This is a genomic window from Streptococcus sp. HMSC076C08, assembly GCF_001810825.1.
GTDB lineage: Bacteria > Bacillota > Bacilli > Lactobacillales > Streptococcaceae > Streptococcus.
In genome coordinates this window covers 118,150-138,241 of the sequence record NZ_KV802721.1, presented here as the reverse complement: position 1 = coordinate 138,241, position 20,092 = coordinate 118,150, and the positions used below count along the sequence as shown (strand labels likewise).

19 protein-coding genes are annotated in these 20,092 nt (G+C 40.9%); 12 read left to right on the top strand and 7 right to left on the bottom strand.

The genetic code is table 11. From position 1 onward, the window contains the following. The first annotated feature begins 57 nt into the window (after positions 1–57). From HMPREF2766_RS02240 to HMPREF2766_RS02225, 4 genes are all read left to right on the top strand, one after another. Positions 58–1,008, top strand: a complete 951-nt coding sequence (locus HMPREF2766_RS02240) for a bifunctional riboflavin kinase/FAD synthetase (protein ID WP_070567505.1) — start codon at positions 58–60, stop codon at positions 1,006–1,008. A 134-nt stretch (positions 1,009–1,142) separates the two neighbouring features. Further along, positions 1,143–1,916, top strand: coding sequence for a nucleotidyltransferase domain-containing protein (locus tag HMPREF2766_RS02235; RefSeq protein ID WP_070567503.1), 774 nt, complete (start codon positions 1,143–1,145; stop codon positions 1,914–1,916). Positions 1,917–1,924: 8 nt separating this feature from the next. After that, positions 1,925–2,977, top strand: coding sequence for a hypothetical protein (locus HMPREF2766_RS02230; RefSeq protein ID WP_070567501.1), 1,053 nt, complete (start codon positions 1,925–1,927; stop codon positions 2,975–2,977). Positions 2,978–2,994: 17 nt separating this feature from the next. Further along, positions 2,995–3,606 (top strand): tetratricopeptide repeat protein, encoded by a 612-nt coding sequence (locus HMPREF2766_RS02225; RefSeq protein ID WP_070567499.1) that lies wholly within the window; start codon positions 2,995–2,997, stop codon positions 3,604–3,606. Positions 3,607–3,626: 20 nt separating this feature from the next. On the opposite strand, the gene HMPREF2766_RS02220 is transcribed toward HMPREF2766_RS02225, so the two are convergent. Genes HMPREF2766_RS02220 through HMPREF2766_RS10235 form a run of 3 tightly spaced genes read right to left on the bottom strand, consistent with a single transcriptional unit; the run spans position 3,627 to position 5,476 of the window. After that, the gene (locus HMPREF2766_RS02220; RefSeq protein ID WP_070567497.1) at positions 3,627–4,442 is read right to left on the bottom strand and encodes a TIGR03943 family putative permease subunit; all 816 of its coding nucleotides are present in this window, start codon (positions 4,440–4,442) and stop codon (positions 3,627–3,629) included. Next, positions 4,439–5,344, bottom strand: coding sequence for a permease (locus HMPREF2766_RS02215; protein WP_070567495.1), 906 nt, complete (start codon positions 5,342–5,344; stop codon positions 4,439–4,441). The genes HMPREF2766_RS02220 and HMPREF2766_RS02215 overlap by 4 nt, the downstream gene beginning before the upstream one ends. Continuing rightward, positions 5,345–5,476 (bottom strand): SPJ_0845 family protein, encoded by a 132-nt coding sequence (locus HMPREF2766_RS10235; RefSeq protein WP_000268697.1) that lies wholly within the window; start codon positions 5,474–5,476, stop codon positions 5,345–5,347. Positions 5,477–5,606: 130 nt separating this feature from the next. Between HMPREF2766_RS10235 and HMPREF2766_RS02205 the strand changes: the two genes are divergently transcribed. From HMPREF2766_RS02205 to HMPREF2766_RS02185, 5 genes are all read left to right on the top strand, one after another. Further along, a complete protein-coding gene (locus tag HMPREF2766_RS02205; protein ID WP_070567493.1) occupies positions 5,607–7,736 on the top strand; it encodes a Tex family protein in 2,130 nt (709 codons plus the stop codon). Next, positions 7,723–8,166: a SprT family protein gene (locus tag HMPREF2766_RS02200; protein WP_070567491.1), complete on the top strand. Its 444-nt coding sequence runs from the start codon at positions 7,723–7,725 to the stop codon at positions 8,164–8,166. The genes HMPREF2766_RS02205 and HMPREF2766_RS02200 overlap by 14 nt, the downstream gene beginning before the upstream one ends. A 59-nt stretch (positions 8,167–8,225) precedes the next feature. After that, entirely contained in the window at positions 8,226–8,498 is a 273-nt protein-coding gene (locus HMPREF2766_RS02195; RefSeq protein WP_070567489.1) for a PspC domain-containing protein, read from the top strand. 381 nt (positions 8,499–8,879) lie between these two features. Beyond that, entirely contained in the window at positions 8,880–9,638 is a 759-nt protein-coding gene (locus tag HMPREF2766_RS02190) for an ABC transporter ATP-binding protein (protein WP_000173369.1), read from the top strand. Position 9,639: 1 nt separating this feature from the next. Then, entirely contained in the window at positions 9,640–11,628 is a 1,989-nt protein-coding gene (locus HMPREF2766_RS02185; RefSeq protein WP_070567487.1) for an ABC transporter permease, read from the top strand. 40 nt (positions 11,629–11,668) lie between these two features. Here the strand turns inward: HMPREF2766_RS02185 and HMPREF2766_RS02180 are convergent, their stop codons facing one another. Continuing rightward, entirely contained in the window at positions 11,669–12,364 is a 696-nt protein-coding gene (locus tag HMPREF2766_RS02180; protein WP_070567485.1) for a VIT1/CCC1 transporter family protein, read from the bottom strand. Between the two features lie 217 nt (positions 12,365–12,581). Between HMPREF2766_RS02180 and HMPREF2766_RS02175 the strand changes: the two genes are divergently transcribed. Genes HMPREF2766_RS02175 through ftsY form a run of 3 tightly spaced genes read left to right on the top strand, consistent with a single transcriptional unit; the run spans position 12,582 to position 15,502 of the window. Next, complete coding sequence (locus HMPREF2766_RS02175) at positions 12,582–13,373, top strand: Cof-type HAD-IIB family hydrolase (RefSeq protein WP_070567686.1); 792 nt, start codon at positions 12,582–12,584, stop codon at positions 13,371–13,373. Then, positions 13,373–14,191, top strand: a complete 819-nt coding sequence (locus HMPREF2766_RS02170) for a Cof-type HAD-IIB family hydrolase (protein ID WP_070567483.1) — start codon at positions 13,373–13,375, stop codon at positions 14,189–14,191. Before HMPREF2766_RS02175 ends, HMPREF2766_RS02170 begins: the two co-directional genes overlap by 1 nt. A 3-nt stretch (positions 14,192–14,194) precedes the next feature. Beyond that, positions 14,195–15,502 carry a signal recognition particle-docking protein FtsY gene (ftsY, locus tag HMPREF2766_RS02165; RefSeq protein ID WP_070567481.1) on the top strand — a complete coding sequence of 436 codons (1,308 nt, stop codon included), beginning with the start codon at positions 14,195–14,197 and terminating at the stop codon, positions 15,500–15,502. A gap of 44 nt (positions 15,503–15,546) precedes the next feature. On the opposite strand, the gene zwf is transcribed toward ftsY, so the two are convergent. The 3 genes from zwf to HMPREF2766_RS02150 all read right to left on the bottom strand — a co-directional run bounded on the left by zwf (position 15,547) and on the right by HMPREF2766_RS02150 (position 20,089). Further along, a complete protein-coding gene (zwf, locus tag HMPREF2766_RS02160) occupies positions 15,547–17,034 on the bottom strand; it encodes a glucose-6-phosphate dehydrogenase (RefSeq protein WP_070567479.1) in 1,488 nt (495 codons plus the stop codon). Positions 17,035–17,183: 149 nt separating this feature from the next. Next, entirely contained in the window at positions 17,184–17,924 is a 741-nt protein-coding gene (locus HMPREF2766_RS02155; protein ID WP_001096337.1) for an amino acid ABC transporter ATP-binding protein, read from the bottom strand. After that, positions 17,924–20,089, bottom strand: a complete 2,166-nt coding sequence (locus tag HMPREF2766_RS02150; protein WP_070567477.1) for an ABC transporter substrate-binding protein/permease — start codon at positions 20,087–20,089, stop codon at positions 17,924–17,926. The genes HMPREF2766_RS02155 and HMPREF2766_RS02150 overlap by 1 nt, the downstream gene beginning before the upstream one ends. Between the last annotated feature and the right edge of the window lie 3 nt (positions 20,090–20,092).

The following is a 20,092-nucleotide window of genomic DNA, read 5'->3' as shown; positions in this document are numbered from 1 at the left end:
AACAACATTTGGGATTTCCTCTTAGCGAAAAGACTTTCTCTATGATATAATAGTTTCATGATTACAACAGTACCTATTAAGAACGAAAAAGATATTGCAGTACCAGGGAAAACAGTCCTTGTACTAGGTTATTTTGATGGTATCCACAAGGGACATCAGAAACTCTTTGAAGTGGCCAGCAAGGCTTCGATGAAGGATTATCTGCCAGTTGTCGTGATGACCTTTACAGAATCGCCAAAACTTGCCTTACAACCTTACCAACCTGAACTCATGCTTCACATCGTCAATCATGAGGAACGAGAGCACAAGATGAAGTGGCACGGAGTAGAGGCTCTTTTCTTACTTGACTTTAGTAGCAAATTTGCCAATCTAACCGGTCAAGAATTCTTTGATACCTATGTTCGAGCTTTAAAACCAGCGATTATTGTAGCAGGATTTGACTATACCTTTGGCTCAGATAAGAAAGCTGCGGATGACCTGAAGGACTATTTTGATGGAGAGATCATCATTGTTCCTCCAGTTGAGGATGAAAAGGGCAAGATTAGTTCTACACGGATTCGTCAGGCTATTCTTGATGGAGATGTAAAGGAAGTCAATCATCTGCTCGGCACACCGCTCCCATCTCGTGGGATGGTCGTTCATGGAAATGCTCGTGGGCGGACTATTGGTTATCCAACAGCCAATCTGGTCCTAAGAGACCGAACTTACATGCCAGCGGACGGTGTTTACGTAGTCGATATCGAAGTGCAACGTCAGAGATATCGTGGAATGGCGAGCGTTGGCAAAAATGTTACCTTTGATGGAGAAGAACCACGTTTTGAAGTCAATATTTTCGACTTTTCAGACGATATTTACGGTGAGACAGTCATGGTCTACTGGCTGGATCGTATCCGCGATATGGTCAAATTTGACTCCATCGACGAGCTCGTAGACCAACTCCAGAAAGACGAAGAAATTGCTCGGAACTGGAAGGATGGAGAATCTGTCATTCAAGGGTCTCAGGTATAGAAAATGTCTGAAAAAGCTACTAGGAGGATTAGTTTTTTTTAGTAGTTTTGAAAGTGTGATATAATGCACTTTCAGTCCTCTTAGTTACCTATTTTAGTAACTATTTATGTCCAAATTATAGACGAGGCTTTATTATGCAAACGCAAGAAGAAATGAATATTTTGGTACCGGAAAAATTAGCAGAAATTGAGCGTGATTATGGTGTTAGAGTTTTATGGGCTATTGAGTCTGGTAGTCGTGCTTGGGGTTTTGAGTCTCCCGATAGTGACTTTGATGTACGATTTATCTACAAACACAAGCAAGATTTTTATCTCCGTTTGAATGAACAGCGTGATGTTATCGAGCTACCAATTGACGATACTTGGGATGTGAGTGGTTGGGATTTAGACAAGACTTTAAAACTCCTTTATAAGTCAAATCCTACACTGTTTGAATGGTTACAGTCACCAATTGTCTATCAACAAACGGATTTTATCGAGCGCATGCGTCCTCTTGCCAACCAGTATTTTTCTGAGAAGAAAATGCTCCACCATTACTTGAACACTGCTAGAACTCAAATGAATAAGTATCTTTCAGGAGACAAGGTCAAACCTAAAAAGTATTTCTATGCGCTGCGTCCTATTTTGGCCTGTCGTTGGATTGAAAAATACCATTCAGTCCCTCCAATTTTGTTTGATGATTTGGTCAAAGAATTACTTCCGTCTCAAATGCAGGAGCATGTTTCAAGATTGCTAGGCATTAAGATAATTGGGCCTGAAGGTATGGAAATTGATCCGATAATGCCAATTCAAGATTATATTTTAGCTAATATCCAAGAGCTAGATGCATACGTTCAAAGTGTTAGTGAGGAAAAGAAAGACTGGAGAGCTCTAAATCAATTTTTCCTTGAAGAATTAGAGCACGACTGAGGTTTTTTATGGGTAAATGGACATGTAAATGTGGGCAAGCTATGAATGATCACCGAGCGCCCGATCCAAATGCTTATTCAGTTTATTCAGATGAGTTGTTTGAAGAAATCATAAATAAAGCTGACGACCATAATAAAATTTCTTATGATGATATTTCTGAAGCGTCATTTTATATGTGGAAGTGCCCTGAGTGTGGCAGTTTCATGGTTTTTGGCGAAGAGGGGGATGGAGATCACTTTACTTTTTATGAGCGCCAAGAAGTAGAAAAGGTAGAGCCTCTCTTTGATCCAGATCAAGAGTTAAATCTTGTTGTGGTTGAGTTTCAGGAGGGAGGGAATGGTTATACTTATATCTGTGATGACCCAAATATCCATATAGGACACGCTGTTATTGTCCCAGTCGGGAAGGAAAATACTGAAAAAAATGCTTTAGTTGTACAGAAGTATCATGCCCTACCAAAGGATATCACTTTTCCTGTTGAAAAGTTAAAACGTGTCATTCGTAGGTATTCACATTTTGACCCACACACTTCGAAAAACGTTTGTAGAAATATAATAAAGCTAGGAAGAATTCTTGATGCTTGCTCCCAAAACGCTAACCCCAACTCTCAGCAAACATATTATAGTATCAAAACTCCTTTAGGATATTTCTGGTTAGAATTAAATGGAGTTCCAATTCCAATGAAAATCACACAGATTCAAGTCAGCGATAAAAAGTACCAAGTTGATAGCGCCCTTTATATAAAACCTTCAGAGATTAACTGTAGAAGATTCTATGAACTGGAATTATGTGCAGATTTTGATATTGATGCTTCTAGATGGATTGATGTTCTCTCTGATGAAAACGTTTGGGGAAATACTTGGGAACTAAATGGTCTTCAATTTGGTATTACTGCAGGGGAGTCTCCAGAATTTGAAGACGAAGTTGTAGCGAGAAAGTATAGTCGTGTCCCACTTTATTATGACTGGCACCCTGAATTTGAAGATTATTATGGTTTCAGTTTAGCTTGGAAAAAATACGAGTCTGATAGCGATTTGTCAATAGATTTCTATACAACATAAGATGCAGGAGAAAATGTATGAATCAAACATGGGATTTATTGTTTGAGGGCAAGATTAATGAGGCTAAAAAGTTAGTTGAAGCTGATTTTTTATTGGAAACTTGCACAGATTTTAGTTTGTTAAATTTGATGGGGTATATTTATCTCGAAGAGCAAGAATACAACGAGTGCTTAAGTATCTATCAGCGTTACATTGACTTAGCACGAACTAAAAGTGACCCAGAAAATGAACATATAGGCTATCATCAGTTAGCCATGGTTTATCGTGAAATGAATGAATTTCAAACGGCCCTTTTCTATATCGAAAGAGAGCAAAAAGTCATTGAAGAAGCTTTTACAGAGGATACCCTCAAATCTTCTGTTAACAATTATGAGCAAGGTTATTTACGATTAAAGCTAGGAAAAGTAGCAGAAGCATTCATGTATATGGAACAGTCCTTAAAACAAGCTTTGCAAACAGATGATTTGATTGCCCAAGCTTGTGCCTATAGAGGTTTAGGAGAGATTGGTTCGATACAAAATCCTGAAGAATCACATGAAAATTTTTTACAAGCTATCGTTCTTTTTGAAAAGGCAGGCGATCAGATTGGTGCTCAAGAGGTTAGAAAATTGCTAAATAATAAAAAGTAGCCTGAAAAGGCTACTTTTTATTAAAAAACGCGATAGACATAAGGATTTTCTGGTTTATCTACTTTTGTGAAACTCTCAACCTCTAGTGTTGGGAGTTTTTGTTTGAGTTCTTTATGGTAGTGGAGTGTCAGGGTTCCCCTAGCAGTAATCCAGGTATTGTCAGGATACTGCCGTGAGTTTCCCTTGGTCAAGAGCCCATATACACCAGAGTCTGCGATACAGTGGATGATTCCAAAGCGAAAGAGGAACTGGCTATCTGGATGGCTAGGATCATTATAGACAAAGCCTGTAAACTCGATTTGCTTTCCTTCAAACTCTTGTGGATAGTCATAGAGAACTTCCATGACTTCCATATAGTTTTCGTCTGTGACTTGAATGGTTGGCTGGGAGAGGTATTTATCAGCTGTAGTCCGCATTTCCTTTTCATAAGCAGACTTGGAAAAATAGGTACTGGTATCGGGTTTGAGGTATTGACTGGATGTTCCTTCGCTTGCCTGAATAGCAGTATCAATTCCCTCACCAAGTGGGAAATGATAACCTTTGGCAGATACAGTTCTCGAGTCCAAACTTACGGTAGGAAAGGCAACTCCAATTAACAGAGGTAGCGACAGTAAAAAGAAGCTGATTCGTCTAGCTCGACGACTTTCTAAATGGCTGTGAGAATTGATTTTCTTGATCCAGATATAGAATTGGACCAGAGCCAATAGAAGAGAAAGGAGCATGGAAATATAGAGTAGATAGGAATAGTGGAGGTTAATGTAGTGACTGAGCTTGCCAGAAAGCTGCAGATACAGAGTTAGGGAAAAATAACCCAGTAAAATGAAAAATCGGGTCATATCATCACTCCCATCATGTAAGAATAAAGCAAGACAAGAACTGTCACAATGCCCATGAATTGCCAGATGAAACGCGCTTTGAGATAGTGCTTCATCATGAGGAGATTTTTGATATCAAGCATGGGGCCAATGACCAAAAAAGCAAGGACTGGTGCTAGGCCGAAGCTCGAGAGGAGAGAAGCGCCGATAAAGGCGTCCGCCTCGCTACAAAGAGAGAGAAGAAAGGCAAGAAACATGAGCAAGAGAATCGCAAGGACTGGACTAGCACTGATAGAGGTCAGGATCCGAGTCGGGACATATACCTGTACGATGGCCGCAAAGAGACAGCCAAAGACCAAGTAACGCCCCATATCGAAAAACTCATCAATAGCTTGAATAAAGACCTGAAAGACTTTTCTAGGAGGAGTCAAGTGTGAAAAGTCATGTTCATGACAAGTAATAGAATTCTCTTTTTGAATGGGTTCCTTCCAGAAAAATCCTAGGAAAATACCAAGCACCAAAGCAATCACAATGGCTCCCAGGGCTCGCAAGAAGGCAAGTTTTATTGAATTGCCAAAGGCAGAATATGTGGCGAAAAGAACGATAGGATTGATGATGGGAGCAGTCACCAGAAAGGGAACTGCCGTGTAGCTGGGCACTTTCTTTTCCAGAAAACGATTGATAATCGGAACGATTCCACACTCGCAGGATGGAAAGAGAAAGCCAATGAAGGTACCAAAAAAGATCCTCCCCCAACGATTGCGAGGGAGAAACTCATAAACTTTATCAGGTGTGATATAGACCTCAATCAATCCCGAAATCAGACTCCCAATCAGGACAAAAGGAAGGGCTTCAATCATGATGGAGAGAAAAATAGCTCCCGCTTGTAATACACTAGGAGGAAGAGATTGGAAAACAGTCATCTATTTTTTCTTCTCAACTTTTTCTTTTTTGTTTTTGTCATCTGGGAAAGTGACTTGTGTTAAGTCAGGAAGTTTGGCGAATTCTTCAAACATCTTGTCCAAATCATCCGTTTTTGTAAATTTAACAGCCATAGGCCTACCTCTTTTCTACATTCTACCTCTATTATACTATTATTTTGTGGAAAAGGGATTATTTTGATAATCAAAGATGCAAAAACAGGTAAGGCAAAACAAGAGCTGTTCCTTATGGTATAATAGATTTATGGATAAAAAATATGAAAAAATTTCCCAAGATTTGGGTGTAACCTTAAAGCAAATCGATACTGTTCTAAGTTTGACGGCAGAAGGGGCGACGATTCCCTTCATCGCGCGTTATCGGAAGGACATGACTGGTAGTCTGGATGAGGTGGCGATTAAGGCCATTATTGATCTGGATAAAAGTCTGACAAATCTCAACGATCGTAAAGAAGCTGTCTTAGCTAAGATTCAAGAACAAGGCAAACTAACCAAGGAATTGGAAGAAGCTATCCTGGCAGCTGAGAAATTAGCAGACGTAGAAGAACTCTATCTTCCTTATAAGGAAAAACGTCGAACCAAGGCAACTATTGCCCGAGAAGCTGGACTCTTTCCTCTCGCCCGCTTGATCTTGCAGAATGTAGATGGCTTAGAGAAAGAAGCTGAGAACTTTGTCTGTGAAGGATTTGCGACTGGTCAAGAAACCTTGGCTGGGGCGGTTGATATCTTGGTCGAAGCCTTATCTGAAGATGTGACCTTGCGTTCACTGACCTATCAGGAAGTGTTGAGACACTCTAAAATCACTTCGCAAGTCAAAGATGAAAGTCTTGATGAAAAACAAGTTTTTCAGATATATTACGATTTTTCCGAGACAGTTGGAAATATGCAGGGCTATCGTACCTTGGCTCTCAATCGTGGGGAGAAACTAGGGATTTTGAAGGTCGGCTTTGAACATGCGACGGACCGTATCTTATCTTTCTTTGCTGCCCGTTTCAAGGTGAAAAATGCCTATATAGATGAAGTTGTTCAACAGTCAGTTAAGAAAAAGGTCTTGCCTGCTATCGAACGACGCATTCGGACAGAATTAACTGAAAAGGCAGAAGAAGGAGCTATCCAACTCTTTTCTGACAATCTGCGCAATCTTCTCTTGGTTGCTCCGCTGAAAGGGCGCGTGGTTCTAGGCTTTGACCCTGCTTTTCGTACAGGTGCCAAACTTGCTGTCGTTGATGCAACAGGGAAAATGCTGACGACACAGGTTATTTATCCTGTCAAACCAGCATCAGCTCGTCAAATCGAAGAAGCCAAGCGAGACTTAGCCGACTTGATTGGCCAGTATGGCGTGGAAATTATTGCTATCGGAAATGGAACGGCTAGTCGTGAAAGTGAAGCCTTTGTGGCGGAAGTTCTGAAAGATTTTCCAGAAGTCAGCTATGTTATCGTCAATGAAAGTGGTGCTTCAGTCTATTCTGCTAGTGAACTAGCTCGTCAGGAGTTTCCAGACTTGACCGTTGAAAAGCGCTCTGCTATCTCAATCGCCCGTCGCTTGCAAGATCCTCTTGCTGAATTGGTCAAAATTGATCCCAAGTCAATCGGTGTCGGGCAATACCAGCACGATGTCAGTCAGAAGAAACTGTCTGAAAGTCTGGACTTTGTCGTCGATACCGTAGTCAACCAAGTTGGTGTCAATGTCAATACAGCTAGCCCAGCACTTCTCTCCCACGTAGCTGGACTCAATAAAACTATTTCTGAAAATATTGTCAAATACCGTGAGGAAGAAGGGAAAATCACTTCACGCGCACAAATCAAAAATGTTCCTCGTTTAGGTGCCAAAGCCTTTGAGCAAGCTGCAGGTTTCCTCCGTATTCCGGAAAGTAGCAATATTCTTGATAATACTGGAGTTCACCCAGAAAACTATGCTGCGGTTAAGGAACTCTTCAAACGCTTGGATATCAAGGACTTGAATGAAGAAGCTCAAAGCAAACTCAAGTCCCTTTCAGTCAAAGAAATGGCGCAAGAACTAGAACTTGGTCCAGAAACCCTTAAAGATATCATTGCTGATCTTCTCAAACCAGGTCGAGATTTCCGTGATTCCTTTGACGCACCTGTGCTTCGTCAAGATGTCTTGGATATCAAGGATTTAAAAGTCGGCCAGAAACTGGAAGGTGTGGTGCGGAATGTCGTTGACTTCGGTGCCTTCGTTGATATCGGGATTCACGAGGACGGCTTGATTCATATTTCCCATATGAGTCGTAAATTTATCAAACATCCCAGCCAAGTGGTATCAGTCGGAGATTTGGTAACGGTTTGGGTCAAGAAAATCGATACCGAACGTGAAAAAGTCAATCTGTCGCTCTTAGCTCCAGATGAAACTGACTGAGTACGTTCAGTCTGTTTCCCTCGAAGACTTTGGTAGACCTTTTACCCACCAAGCCCAGTGGAATTCTCGTCTGCGAACGACAGGTGGACGATTTTTCCCCAAGGATGGGCATTTGGACTTTAATCCCAAGGTTTATAATGAACTAGGTTTGGAAGTCTTTCGCAAAATCGTGCGCCATGAACTCTGTCACTATCACCTTTATTTTCAGAAAAAGGGTTATCGACATAGGGACCGAGATTTCAAGGAACTTTTGAAAGAAGTGGATGGACTGCGCTTTGTCCCACCTCAGAAAGACCAAAGTACCTACCTAGTTTATCAGTGTCAATCCTGTCAGCAAACTTATCAGCGCAAGCGTAGGATTGATACCAAACGCTATCGTTGTGGCGTCTGCCGTGGTAAACTCGTCATCTTAAATCGGCCTAAGGACTGATGTTTGTGAACCCGTTTCATGCTATACTACTTGTAAGAATACCGAAAGAGGAACAAATCATGAATAACAAATTTTATAAAATGAAACGAAATAGTAAGGTGTCGGGAGTTTTAGCTGGTCTATCAGATAAGTGGAATTTTGATGTAACTTTAGTCCGCTTTCTTTTTGCCATTTTTACCATATCAAATTTTGGGATTGGCGTGATTATCTACATCATCCTAGCCTCTATCCTGCCAACTAAGGAAGAGATTGAAGCAGAAATGTATGGAACAGGACCACGCAAACGCAAGGAAGCCGAGGCCATTGATGAAAATGATGGCTGGTTTTGGTGAGTTGGATTTTGAAATAGTTTACAGAAACTTTCCTTATTTTTCAAAGAAGTCAGAAAAAGAAGCGAACCCTTAACCCTTGCATCCGCAAGGGTTTTCTTCTTGTATTTCATTTGTGGTAAAATATTGATAGCGAAATTGCTTGATATTCTTCTATCTTACAAAAATGTAAGATTAAAGTCTCTTTTGTAAGGTTAGGTTATGGCAGGCTACCTTTTTTTGCGATAAACTAGACTCATAAAGAACAAAGGAGCAAAACCATGAAAAGAATTTCACAAAAGAAAAGAAGAAAACCAAGTCAAAAAGATATCGAGCGTGTTCAACTGGGATGCGCTATGATGCAAGCACAGTTTCAATTAATGGGATATTAAGAAGGAGAAAATCATGACACTTTTAGATGTAAAACACGTTCAAAAAATCTATAAAACACGTTTCCAAGGCAACCAAGTAGAAGCACTCAAAGACATTCACTTTACAGTAGAAAAGGGTGACTACGTTGCCATCATGGGTGAGTCTGGTTCAGGAAAGTCAACCCTGCTCAACATCCTAGCTATGCTGGATAAACCAACTCGCGGGCAGGTTTACCTGAATGGAACCGACACAGCCACTATTAAAAATTCACAGGCTTCGAGTTTCCGTCGTGAGAAGTTGGGATTTGTTTTCCAAGACTTTAACTTACTAGATACCCTGTCTGTTAAGGATAATATCTTGCTTCCGCTAGTTTTATCTCGAAAACCCATCACGGAGATGATGAAGAAATTGGTGGTAACAGCTGAAAATTTAGGCATCAACCAATTGCAAGAGAAGTACCCTTACGAGATCTCGGGCGGTCAAAAACAGCGGGTAGCAGTAGCACGCGCCATCATCACCGAACCTGAAATTCTCCTTGCGGATGAGCCAACAGGAGCCCTTGACTCCAAGTCATCTGCAGCTTTACTCGATGTATTTGATGAAATCAATGAACGCGGTCAAACCATTCTCATGGTAACTCACTCAACGGCAGCAGCCAGCAGGGCCAAGCGCGTTCTCTTTATCAAGGACGGCATTCTTTACAACCAAATCTACCGTGGAGACAAGACAGAGCGTCAAATGTTCCAAGAAATCTCTGATACTTTGACTGTTATGGCAAGCGAGGTGAATTAGTATGTTCCGATTAACCAATAAGTTAGCGGTATCTAATTTGATTAAAAACCGCAAACTCTACTATCCCTTTGCCCTTGCTGTTCTCTTAGCAGTGACCATCACCTATCTCTTTTACTCACTGTCACTTAATCCTAACATTGGCAAGATCCGAGGGGGAGAAACTATCTCTATGACCCTTGCTCTCGGAATGGTGGTTGTTACCATCGCTTCAGGGATTATTGTCCTTTATGCCAATAGTTTTGTCATGAAGAACCGCTCCAAGGAGCTGGGTGTATATGGTATGCTGGGGCTTGAAAAGCGCCATTTGATTAGTATGGTTTTTAAGGAGCTTCTTATTTTTGGTTCCTTAACCTTGACAGCTGGTCTTGGCTTAGGAGCTCTCTTTGATAAGCTAATCTTTGCTCTGCTCCTGAAGTTAATGAAAATGAAAGTGGAGCTCGTTTCGACTTTCCAACCAATTGTCTTTATCCTAGTTCTCATCGTCTTTGGGGTTATCTTCCTAGGTCTAATTTTTATCAATGCCTTTCGCATCGCACGCATGAATGCCCTTCAGCTCTCTCGTGAAAAAGCCAGTGGTGAGAAAAAAGGACGTTTCTTAGGTGTCCAAACCATTCTAGGTCTGATTAGTTTGGGAGCGGGTTACTATCTAGCAGTAACAGTCGAAAACCCACTTTCTGCTGTTCTGATTTTCTTCGTAGCAGTTTTGTTAGTAATTTTGGGAACTTATCTTCTCTTCAATGCAGGGATTACAGTTTTCTTACAAATCTTAAAGAAAAACAAGCGTTATTATTACCAACCCAACAACATGATTTCCGTATCCAATCTCATTTTCCGTATGAAGAAAAATGCGGTTGGTCTGGCGACGATTGCTATTCTCTCAACCATGGTCTTAGTGACTATGTCTGCTGCAACAAGTATCTTTAAGGCATCAGAAAACTTCAAGAAGGTCATGAATCCACATGATTTTGGGATTACAGGACAGAATGTTGAAAAAGAAGATATCGAAAAACTCTTGAGCCAGTATGCTAGTGAAAAAGGATTGACTGTCACAAAGAAAGAAGTCCTTACATACAGTAACTTTGGTGTGGCAAATCAAGAAGGTACGAAATTGACAATTTTTGAGAAAGGTCAAAATCGTGTTCAACCGAAAACTATTTTTATGGTCTTTGACCAAAAAGACTATGAGAATATGACAGGACAGAAACTTGCACTTTCAGGTAAGGAAGTTGGATTGTTTGCTCAAAACAAGCAACTTCAAGGTCAAAAAGAACTGACTCTGAATGACCAGACCTATACGATCAAAGAAGAAATCAAAAAAGATTTTATTCTTGAACATGTCCCAAATCAGTACAATATTCTAACTTCGGATTATAACTATTTGGTTGTTCCTGACTTGAAAGCCTTTCTTGACCAGCATCCTAATTCTTCCATCTTTAATCAATACTATGGTGGTATGAATGTAACGGCTAGTGAGGAAGAGCAGCTTAAAATTGCAGATGACTATTCAAAATTCGTTAACAACTTTAATAGAGAACTAAACAAAGAAGGAAGCTATGTTTACGGAAGCAATCTGGCTGATAGTAGTGCGCAGATGAGTGCTCTCTTTGGTGGAGTTTTCTTCATCGGTATCTTCCTCTCTATCATCTTTATGGTGGGAACGGTTCTTGTCATCTACTACAAACAAATCTCTGAAGGCTATGAAGATCGTGAACGCTTTATCATTTTGCAAAAAGTCGGTCTCGATCAAAAGCAAATCAAGCAAACCATTAATAAACAGGTCCTAACTGTTTTCTTCCTCCCATTGCTCTTTGCCTTCCTACACCTTGCCTTTGCCTATCATATGCTTAGCCTCATCCTAAAAGTCATTGGGGTGCTAGATGCGACCATGATGTTGACTGTCACTTTATCCATCTGTGCTATCTTCCTCATCGTCTATGTCTTAATCTTTATGATTACCTCAAGAAGCTATCGCAAGATTGTGCAAATGTAAAAAAAAGATACCTTGATATTCATCGAGGTATTTCTTTATCTTAAATGCTGAAGAGTTGTCCGAACAGGTAAGTCACTGCCATGGTCAGAAGTCCGATACAGAGGTTACGGATCATAGCAGTTTTCGTAGGTGCCTTGCCTAGTTTAGCACTGGTATAGCCAGTGACGAGAAGGGAAAGGGCCACGATAAAGACAGTAGCAGGAATGCGATAGTCACTTGGAAAGATAGTGATAGAAAGCATAGGAGGAAGACTTCCCAGTACAAAGGCGATAAAGCTAGAGATTGCAGCATGCCAAGGATTGGTAAATTCTTCGTACTCGATACCGTATTTTTCCTCAACCAAGGCTTTGAGTGGATCCTTTAAAAAGGCCTTGTTGGTCAAGAGTTGGGCTGACGTTTCACACTCACCATTTTGTAAGTAAGCAGCATAGAGGGATTGTTTTGCAGATTCGATGTCTTTATCCAAGAGTAATTGCTCTCTAGCAACAGCGGCTTCTTCCGTGTCTTTCTGAGTGGATACAGAGACATATTCGCCGCCTGCCATAGAAAAAGCACCAGCAAGGATAGCGGCCAATCCTGATAAAAAGATAATCCAGATATTGCTTGTCGCACTGGCAACACCGATAACGACTCCAGCAATGGAAATAATTCCATCATTGGCTCCTAGAACACCTGCGCGTAGGATATTGAGTCGGCCTGTAAAGTTAGCATCAATTTCATGTTTTATTTCTGTCATAGTCATCTCCTTTCTCTCCATTATAGAGAAAAGGGTAGGGGAATACAAACTTTTTAAACTATCTGAAAAAAGTTCTACTATTCTAATTTTTATGCCCTTTGAAGTTTCTCCGAAAAAGCACGGCAATACAGTTGCCAATCCTACTGTACAAGTCCTTTTTTAGCTTATCTATGGTATAATAGAAGGTAGATTTATCAATTGGAGAATGAAGGATTTTATGATTAAACTTGTAGCAACCGATATGGATGGAACCTTTCTAGATGGAGAGGGTCGGTTTGATATGAAACGCCTCAAAAACGTACTTGTTTCCTACAAGGAAAAGGGGATTTATTTTGCAGTGGCTTCAGGTCGTGGTATCCTGTCCCTGAAAAAGTTGTTTGCAGATGTGCGTGATGAAGTGATTTTTATAGCTGAAAATGGGAGCTATGTTGAGTTTCATGGTGAGGATATGTATGAGGCTACTATGTCTCGGGATTTTTACTTGAGCACTTTTGAAGCTTTAAAGAAATCACCCTATTTTGATGAAAGAAAAATGCTCTTGACTGGGAAAAAAGCTTGTTATGTTTTGGATACAGTGGATGAGACCTATCTGATGTTTAGCCGTCACTACAATGAAAATATTCAAAAAGTAGCGAGTTTAGAAGATATCACAGATGAGATTTTTAAATTCACTACTAACTTTACTGAAGAAACGATAGAAGCTGGTGAGGCCTGGGTCAACGAAAATGTTTCTGGTGTGAAAGCCATGACAACTGGTTTTGAATCCATCGATATTGTCTTGGACTACGTTGATAAGGGTGTGGCTATTGTTGAGTTAGCCAAAAAACTTGGTCTGACCATGGATCAGGTTATGGCTTTTGGCGATAATCTCAATGACCTTCATATGATGCAGGTTGTGGGGCATCCAATCGCCCCTGAAAATGCGCGACCAGAGATTTTAGGATTAGCAGAGACAGTGATTGGCCACCATAAGGACCAATCAGTGATGACTTATATGGAGGGCTTGTAATGGCAGATATTAAATTGATTGCACTCGATTTAGATGGAACCTTGCTGACAACGGATAAAAAACTGACAGATCGAACTAAGAAAGTCCTCAAAGCTGCGCGTGATCGTGGCATCAAGGTCGTTCTGACAACAGGTCGTCCTTTGAAGGCTATGGATTTCTTTCTCCATGAGCTAGGGACTGATGGTCAGGAGGACGAGTACACCATCACCTTTAATGGTGGTCTGGTACAGAAAAATACTGGAGAGATTCTCGATAAAACCGTCTTTTCAATCGATGATGTGGCACGTTTGTACGAGGAAACTGAAAAACTCGGACTTCCGTTAGATGCCATTTCAGAAGGAACAGTCTATCAAATCCAGTCTGACCAAGAAAGTCTCTATGCCAAGTTCAACCCAGCCTTGACTTTCGTACCTGTCGCTTTTGAGGATCTATCTAGTCAGATGACGTATAATAAATGTGTGACTGCCTTTGCCCAAGAACCTTTGGATGCAGCGATTCAACAGATTTCTCCAGAATTATTTGACCAATATGAAATCTTTAAATCGCGTGAACTCTTATTGGAATGGTCGCCGAAAAACGTCCACAAGGCAACAGGTTTAGCGAAATTAATTAAACATTTAGGAATTGATCAAAGTCAAGTTATGGCTTGTGGGGACGAGGCCAATGACCTTTCCATGATTGAGTGGGCAGGTCTGGGAGTTGCCATGCAAAATGCAGTTCCAGCAGTTAAGGAAGTTGCTAATGTCGTTACCCCCATGACCAACGACGAGGAAGCCGTTGCTTGGGCTATCGAAGAATACGTGCTAAAGGAGAATTAGAAGATGGGATTATTTGACCGTTTATTCGGGAAAAAAGAAGAGCCGAAAATCGAAGATATTGTAAAAGAAGCTTTGGAAAATCTTGATTTGTCAGAAGAGGTTGAAGAAACCCAAACGGCAGTCGAAGAAACTTCTCAGGAAGAGCCAACAAGAGAAAAAGTGGAAGAAACACCTGCTCAAGAAGAAATTCCTCAGATCTCGACAGAAGAAGTTATTGAACCAGAAGCAGTCGAAGAAACTGCTCAGGAAGAGATTGAGCTAGAAGTTGATGAGACAGAGCAAAGCCAAGAGCCTGAAGAATTTTTCGAAGAAGAGAGCCAAGAATCTCTAGAAAGTGACGAAGAGCCAGCTTTTGAAGTAGAAGAAGAATATCCACAAGTTGAAGAAACGGTTCAGGAAAAATATGACCGCAGTCTCAAGAAAACGCGTACGGGATTCGGAGCACGCTTGAATGCCTTCTTTGCCAACTTCCGTTCTGTCGATGAAGACTTTTTTGAGGAATTAGAAGAACTGCTCATCATGAGTGACGTCGGTGTGCAAGTCGCTTCGAACCTAACAGAAGAGCTTCGCTATGAAGCCAAATTAGAAAATGCTAAGAAACCTGACGCACTCCGCCGTGTCATTATCGAGAAATTGGTTGAGCTCTACGAAAAGGATGGCAATTACAATGAACAAATCCATTTCCAAGATGGTTTGACAGTTATGCTCTTTGTTGGTGTTAACGGTGTTGGGAAAACAACTTCTATTGGGAAATTAGCTCATCGCTACAAACAAGCTGGTAAGAAAGTTATGCTGGTTGCTGCGGATACCTTCCGTGCTGGTGCCGTTGCCCAGCTAGCAGAATGGGGACGTCGTGTGGATGTTCCTGTTGTAACGGGGCCTGAAAAAGCGGATCCAGCAAGTGTGGTCTTTGATGGGATGGAACGTGCCGTAGCAGAAGGAATTGATATTCTCATGATTGATACAGCAGGTCGTCTGCAAAACAAGGAAAACCTTATGGCCGAGTTGGAAAAGATTGGTCGCATCATCAAGCGTGTGCTTCCAGAAGCACCACATGAAACCTTCCTAGCACTCGATGCTTCAACTGGACAAAACGCCTTGGTACAGGCTAAAGAATTTTCGAAAATTACCCCTGTGACAGGAATTGTATTGACTAAGATTGATGGAACTGCCCGTGGTGGTGTTGTTCTGGCAATTCGAGAAGAACTCAATATCCCTGTAAAATTGATTGGTTTCGGTGAGAAAATCGATGATATTGGTGAGTTCAACTCTGAAAACTTTATGAAAGGTCTCTTAGAAGGCTTGATTTAATACAAAATAAATATCCTGCAAGTCAATCTTGCAGGATATTTTTGCTATTCTAAACGGCCATCTTCACGATAGGCGATATCTGGTTGCCAGGTCCATTTAGCTCCGAACTTCTCTAGTAAGTCAAAGCTAGCTTGTGGTCCCATGCTTCCAGCTTTATAATCGTGGAGCGGAGCTCCGTTTTCAGCCCAAAGCTCTTCGATACGATCAATCAATTTCCAAGAAGCACTTACCTCATCCCAGTGGCTAAAGTTGGTTGAGTTGTTGTTCAAGACATCGTAGATTAATTTCTCGTAAGGATCTGGTGAGGCTCCAGTAGCAGTAGCATCTGTACGGTAATCTAAAGAGCTTGGCGCCAGGTTAAATTCTTCACCTACTTGTTTACCATTGAGGCTGAGAGAGAATCCTTCAGTTGGTTGGATATAGATGGTCAAAATATTTGGTGCTAGAGGCTCTCCAAAAATTGAATCCATTTGCTTAAAGACAATATTGACATGCGTTCCCTTTTCAGTCATTCGTTTACCTGTACGGAAGAAGAATGGAACACCACGGAAACGGTCACTTTCAACAAAGAAGGCACCTGAAGCAAAGGTTTCTGTCATGGATTCTGGGTTGACATTTGGTTCGCTACGGTATGAAATATATTTCATGCCATCAACTTTACCAGAACGATATTGACCACGGATGAAGTGCTCTTTCAGTTCTTCCTCAGTTGGATGATAGAGGTTTTTAAAGACCTTTATCTTTTCAGCACGAATCTCATCCTTTGTAAAGCTAGCTGGTTTGTCCATGGCTAGAAGAGAGAGGAGTTGGAGAGTATGGTTTTGCACCATATCACGAAGGGCACCAGATTGATCATAGTAGCCACCGCGTTCTTCAACACCCAAGCGTTCCGCAAAGGTAATTTGAATATTATCAATGTGCTCACGGTTCCAAACATTCTCAAAGATCATGTTGGCAAAACGAACAGCAAAGATACTCTGAATCATCTCTTTACCTAGGTAATGGTCGATACGATAGATTTGCTCTTCATCAAAGGCTGCAAGGAGATCTTCATTGAGTTTGCTAGCTGTTTCGTAGTCTGTACCAAATGGTTTCTCAACGATCAAGCGCTCAAAACCTTTGCCATCAACAATGTTTTCAGATTTGAGGTGCTTGGCAATAGTTCCAAAGAACTGAGGTGCCATAGACAAGAAGAAGAGCTTGTTGTGTTCAGCTTGGTATTTTTCATTGAGCTCAGCTTGTAACTGGCGCAAAGCAATGTAATGTTCCGTATCATTCACATCATGGCTTTGATAGTAGAAGTGGCTAGCAAATTCTTGAGCTTGCTCGGTACTATCTGCCAAATCAAGGATGGACTCGACAACTACAGATTCAAAATATTCCTTACTCCAAGGTCTACGAGCTGTTCCGATAACAGCAAAATGCTCAGAGAGATTGCCTGATTTATAGAGTCTGAAAAGGGAAGGGTAGAGTTTGCGTTTAGCTAAATCTCCACTCGCACCGAAAATTGTAACAATAACCTTTGATGACATCTAGCTACCTAATTTCTATATTTTTTCCTAGTTGGACTAGGGATGAGATTTCCTCATTATCATAGTTTTTATTTTATCATAATTTTCAAAAAAAACAAAAAATCCAATACGCAATTAAAAAAGTGTAAGGAGAACCTCACACTTTCGTTTTATACGTTTAAGACCTTGTCCAAAAATTCTTTTAGACGAGGGTGTTGCGGGTTATCGAAGATTTGATCTGGAGTTCCATCTTCTAGGAATTCACCATCAGCCGTAAAGATAACACGGTTAGCCACCTGACGAGCAAATCCCATCTCGTGGGTTACGATAATCATGGTCATGCCTTGTTCCGCCAATTCCTTCATAACATTCAGTACATCTCCGACCATCTCAGGGTCCAGAGCGGAAGTTGGCTCATCAAAGAGCATGATATCAGGATTCATGGCAAGTCCACGAGCGATAGCTACACGCTGTTTTTGACCACCTGATAGGCTATCTGGGTTGGCATTAGCTTTGTCTGCAAGACCGACTTTCTCCAGCAACTCCATCCCCAATTTTTCAGCTTCTTCTTTGGTCATTCGTTTGTGTTCAATAGGTGCAAAAGTGATATTTTCTAGGACTGACATGTGTGGGAAGAGGTTGAAGTGTTGGAAGACCATCCCAACGTTTTCGCGAACATGGTCGACATTGGTTGATTTTTCAGTCAGATCATAACCATTTACTGTGATGTGGCCACTCGTTACCTCCTCGAGAAGGTTAAGGCTACGGAGGAAGGTGGATTTACCAGAACCAGAAGGACCGATGATACAGACAACATCTCCTTCATAGAATTTAGTCGTAATACCTTTTAAAACTTCATTTTTTCCATAATACTTATGCAAATCATTTACATCAATTTTTAGTTTTGCCATTAACGAATCCTCTTTTCTAAGCGTTTCGCTAGTCTAGTCAAAAGCGTGATAATTACAAGATAGAAGATAGCAAGGATTGCATACATCTTGAAACTTTGGTAGTTACGGGCGATGATAATCTTACCAGTTTGGAAAAGTTCCACCAAACCGATAGCAGATACAATGGTTGTATCTTTGAGAGCGATAACGAATTGGTTAACGAAGTTCGGCAACATCAATTTAGTCGCTTGTGGCAAGATAATCTTACGCATGGTTTTTCCATAAGAGATACCAAGACTGCGGCTGGCCTCCATTTGCCCAACTGGGACAGCTTGAATCCCACCACGAACGATTTCAGCGATATAAGCTGCCGCATTAAGTGAGAGGGCAATAGTACCAGCTACAAAGTCATTGATTGGACTTTGTTGGCCTGTAATGGACTCGATGAAGTTTGGAATTCCCCAGAAGATGAAGGCTGCAAGAATCATCAATGGAATTCCTCGAATAACGTCAACGAAAATCTCAGAGATTAGACGAAGAGATTTGTATGGACTAACGCTAAACATACCAAAGATAATACCGATGACAATGGCAATTGCAAATGAAATAAGCGCTAGAGCAAGAGTGATTCCAAGTCCACTAAGAAGTTGTTTGTAGTTGTTTTGAAGCAAGCCCCAGATAGTCGTTTCGTCAACCGTACTTGTAGAGTTAGTTGAAGATTCGCTAGCTAGATACTTGTCAAGAATCTTTTGAAATTCTCCGTTAGCTTTGAGGTTAGCAAGTCCATTATTGAACATCTGGATCAATTCAGGGTTTGTTCCTTTTTTAACCGCAAAGGCTGTTTCACCGATTGGAGTTCCAGCGATTGGCGTTTTCAATTTTTGACCTTGGCTGATAGAATATTTGAGAACTGGCTCATCATCCATCACGGCATCGATAGATCCAGTATTCAGACTGTCATACATTGAAGCGCCATCTGCAAAGGTTTTAATCTTATAGCCGTATTTGTTTTGATTCTCAGTAAGGAACGTTTGAGAGGCAGTCCCGTTTTTAACACCGACAGTTTTATTCTTGAGGTCTTCATAAGAAGCAATTGTGCTTGATTCTTTCACACCGAGAATCGTATTTGCTGTGTAGTATGATTCTGAGAAGTCAAAGGTTTCCTTACGGGCATCTGTTACAGACATTCCAGCAATGATACCATCTGCTTGTCCAGCTTGAACAGCACTGATTGCTGCGTCAAATCCTGGGTTGGTAATCTCAATTTCAAAACCTTGATCTTTGGCAATGGCCTTGATCAGGTCCATATCAATACCGGTGTATTGATTGCTTGAATTTTGAAAGACGAATGGGGCGAAAGATGAGTCGCTGGCAATAATGTACTTGCTTTTCACTGGAGTAGCTTTTTGTCCAGCAGCAGTAGTTGTCGTTGGGCTTGCCGTAGTTGTAGAAGCTGTCCATTTTTGGATGATTTGCTCCAAGCTACCATCTTTCTTCATTTGGGCTAGAGCTTCATTAAACTCGGTAACCAAGTGTTCATACTTGCTCCCTTTCTTGACACCAAAGGCAAAGCTTCCAACAGCCTCACCATCCATATTGATGCTGAGATCTTGTCCTTGGTTAATCGCATACTCAATAACAGGTTTATCGTCCATGATGGCATTCACAGCACCAGCACTTAGACTATTATTCATCAAATCACCAGTATCAAAGGTTTTAATAGAGAAACCGTATTTATCTTTGATACTTTCGAGGAAACGTTGAGCGGCAGTTCCGTTCTTAACTCCAACTGTTTTGCCGCTAAGTTCCTCATATTTGGTGATTTTATTTGCCTTTGTGGTAGCAATGACAACTTTTGTATCATAATAGGTATCAGACATGGTAAAGACATTTTCACGTTCTTTTGTTTTTGTCATACCTGCCATAATAGCATCTGCTTGACCTGACTGCACTGCATTTACAGCTGCATCAAAGCCAGGATAAGACATTTGGATGTTCCATCCTTTGATTTCTGCGACTTTATTTATAATATCAACATCAATCCCTTTATAGGTTTGATCTGAATCTTTAAACTCAAAAGGTGCGTAAGCTGTATCAGACACAATCTTAACAGTATCAGCTTTTGCCATACCTAGTGAGAAAATGGGAAATAAAATGAGCAAACATGCTAGTATTTTTTTCTTCATTTT